The organism is Ruegeria sp. N10 (assembly GCF_056531545.1).
In genome coordinates this window covers 1-2,351 of record NZ_JBQFLY010000052.1, presented here as the reverse complement: position 1 = coordinate 2,351, position 2,351 = coordinate 1, and the positions used below count along the sequence as shown (strand labels likewise).

Genomic DNA, 2,351 nt, shown 5'->3' with positions numbered 1-2,351 from the left:
TGAACCTGTGGATATATTGCAATTAAGGGTACAAAAACGCCCCATAACACCGTGAATCCGCTAATTCTGATTTATTAGGGTACAGTGACAACTATGGCCGAGGATTGCTGCACAAGAAGTTGTTATGTGGTGTTTTATGCTCAAGGCTTTCAAGATTCTCGTAGCCACCCCATGACCGGGTTCGTGTTAGGACAATAATCGCAGCAAAATATGTGCATCGTGGTTTTGGCCGCTATAGAAGACAGCGAGCACCCGAACGACCTGTTCATAATCGTCGACGTCAAAATAGATGATCGCTTTGTTCTTGGTTACATTCCGAATGCTATTGCCGAGATGTGGTCTTAAGGTGCCTTGATGTGGAACTTTGGCCAGGCCTTCGAGGCTCTCCTGAATCTCGATGACGCGATTTTCAGCGCGCAGAAATGCGGTCTCTGAGTTTTCACCAAAGTGCTCAGCTGCTTCAACAAGATAGTCAAATATGAGATCGAGATCTGCGGTGACTTCTTCGGCGCGAACGACTTTATAGACCACGCTCTGCTCGCTTGCGTGCGATCATGTCTGCGGTGCGCTTTTCGCCCTCTTCGAGAGTAATGAAGGTTCCGTTTCGACGCTGATCCAGCAGCTCTCGCAGTGCATCCGTGTTTTGCGATTGCTCGCGCATCAGTTCAAGCCCATGCTGAAGCACGGCGGACAGGCTAGCGTAATGACCCTGGGCGACCAGATTCCGTGCGTAGGCATCTTGTGACTCCGTCAGGGATATTGATGCTTTGACGCTCATATCAAACCTCATTACTACTACTGAGTAGTATAATCTGCTGCATACAACTGTCAATATTGGGCGTGCACGGACGTGTTTTATTGGCATATCTATGTGGAAAGAAACTTCCCTGCATATCCCGCTCTATCGAAGTGCCACGCCAACGCCGTTCAAAGGTATCTTATCCACACGCTCTGATCCCAGTTGAGCCCGAGTTTTTCAAAAATCTCTTCAGCGTTCAAATTGAAGTCCTTGGCAAGGTTTTGGACCTGAACCGCCTGAAAGCTCTCAAGGTTCCGCACAGTTCGGCCTTCTTCGAAGGTGATCAACTCGTGTGATCTGCCAGACCAACGGACGATCCCGCCACAAAGGATCTGTCGTTCGACATCAACCAGTTCAGCGACGGGATCCGCAAAGAAGTCGGTCCATTTGAGAAGACCCGCACTCACTGCCCGAGCGACTGCTTGTTCGATGGTGCGGCTTTTGAGCTTGGTTTCAATCGAAGCAATCAGCGCATCCACCGTTCGGGACGAAAAGCCCGTCTGACTGGCGATGACGGGTGGAATCAAGCCTGATGCAAGCATCTTCAGCACATCCATCTCCTGATCAGAGAGCGCATCCGAACGAAAGGTAAAACTCGTGCCAATGACATCGAGCGCGAGCAGATGCAGGATCTGTGCTTCATGACGCAGGGCAGGGAGGATTCTTGCTACCAAAGCGTCCCACTCGAAGCGGGTTCAAAACTTTGCAACAGAACCCAGAGATCGCGCGGCGAGGCTCAGATCGGGCGCTACAAACAGGTCATCGGGCTGGAACTTCGCAGCCGCAACATGGAGACCCAGACAACCGAAGCCCGCATCGCTGTCAAAGCCCTCAACCGCATGACCCGTCTAGGTCGTGCGACCTATGAACGTGTCGCATAACGAACCGGGGAAAGGGGCAAATGCGGCCCAAGCGCTATTCGTGCAACGCGGTCCCCCTCATCCACCTTTTCCTTTACTCTTTCCCATACCGGTCATTCTCCGGACGGTGGCACCTCGGCCCATACCAGATATCGGTACTCGCCGCCCTCGCTCAACGCGCGCTGCACGATGTCGCGGATATTTGCGGCAGATCGCTTCGGATCGATAAAGATCTGCCATTGCCTTTCGTAGCCTGGGGTCTCGTTCGCCAGGAAGTCGTACTCGAAAGCACGCCCTGGCCCTTGGCCCTCGAGCCGCACAACCTCCAGTCTGGCTACGCTATAGCCCCGAGATGCTATGTATTCGTTGAATTCAAGCATCTTGCTAGAAGGCTCGACGTACACGAAGGCCCCCGTTTCGAGCTTGTCCAGCATTTCGTCAAACTCATTTTGCATATTCACTTTCATTCCAACGGCCTGATGATCGGGTCAGGTTCATTTTCTCTGTCCCGAAGAGGACGGTTCCTATTGCTTACGGCGACGACGTGCCCTTCCGGACCCAAGAGTACCCAGTGCCCGTCCTGTCCAGTCAGCAAGGTCATGGGTATTGCCAAGTTGTCTGGCATTTCGACGACGACTAAATGCAATGAATGAACATTCCATCCAGCATGCCGCGCCTGAAGGGCTTTCGCT

The 2,351-nt window shown here is 52.5% G+C and carries 5 protein-coding genes and 1 pseudogene; 1 reads left to right on the top strand and 5 read right to left on the bottom strand.

The genetic code is table 11. The features are described 5' to 3' along the window. Positions 1-186: 186 nt before the first annotated feature. The 3 genes from ACR0JI_RS21880 to ACR0JI_RS21870 all read right to left on the bottom strand — a co-directional run bounded on the left by ACR0JI_RS21880 (position 187) and on the right by ACR0JI_RS21870 (position 1,473). Entirely contained in the window at positions 187-531 is a 345-nt protein-coding gene (locus ACR0JI_RS21880; protein WP_480478392.1) for a type II toxin-antitoxin system RelE/ParE family toxin, read from the bottom strand. After that, positions 521-778 (bottom strand): ribbon-helix-helix domain-containing protein, encoded by a 258-nt coding sequence (locus tag ACR0JI_RS21875; RefSeq protein WP_480478395.1) that lies wholly within the window; start codon positions 776-778, stop codon positions 521-523. The genes ACR0JI_RS21880 and ACR0JI_RS21875 overlap by 11 nt, the downstream gene beginning before the upstream one ends. A 149-nt stretch (positions 779-927) precedes the next feature. Further along, positions 928-1,473, bottom strand: coding sequence for a LuxR C-terminal-related transcriptional regulator (locus tag ACR0JI_RS21870; RefSeq protein ID WP_480496669.1), 546 nt, complete (start codon positions 1,471-1,473; stop codon positions 928-930). On the opposite strand from ACR0JI_RS21870, the gene ACR0JI_RS21865 reads away from it, so the two are divergent. Next, on the top strand, positions 1,441-1,680 hold the full coding sequence (locus ACR0JI_RS21865; RefSeq protein ID WP_480496671.1) for a hypothetical protein: 240 nt from the start codon (positions 1,441-1,443) through the stop codon (positions 1,678-1,680). The two genes, ACR0JI_RS21870 and ACR0JI_RS21865, sit on opposite strands and share 33 nt — an antisense overlap. A 92-nt stretch (positions 1,681-1,772) precedes the next feature. On the opposite strand, the gene ACR0JI_RS21860 is transcribed toward ACR0JI_RS21865, so the two are convergent. Beyond that, the gene (locus ACR0JI_RS21860; protein WP_480478399.1) at positions 1,773-2,126 is read right to left on the bottom strand and encodes a hypothetical protein; all 354 of its coding nucleotides are present in this window, start codon (positions 2,124-2,126) and stop codon (positions 1,773-1,775) included. Continuing rightward, positions 2,123-2,351: pseudogene (locus ACR0JI_RS21855) on the bottom strand (hypothetical protein); the annotation flags it as partial. The pseudogene ACR0JI_RS21855 and the gene ACR0JI_RS21860, both read right to left, overlap by 4 nt.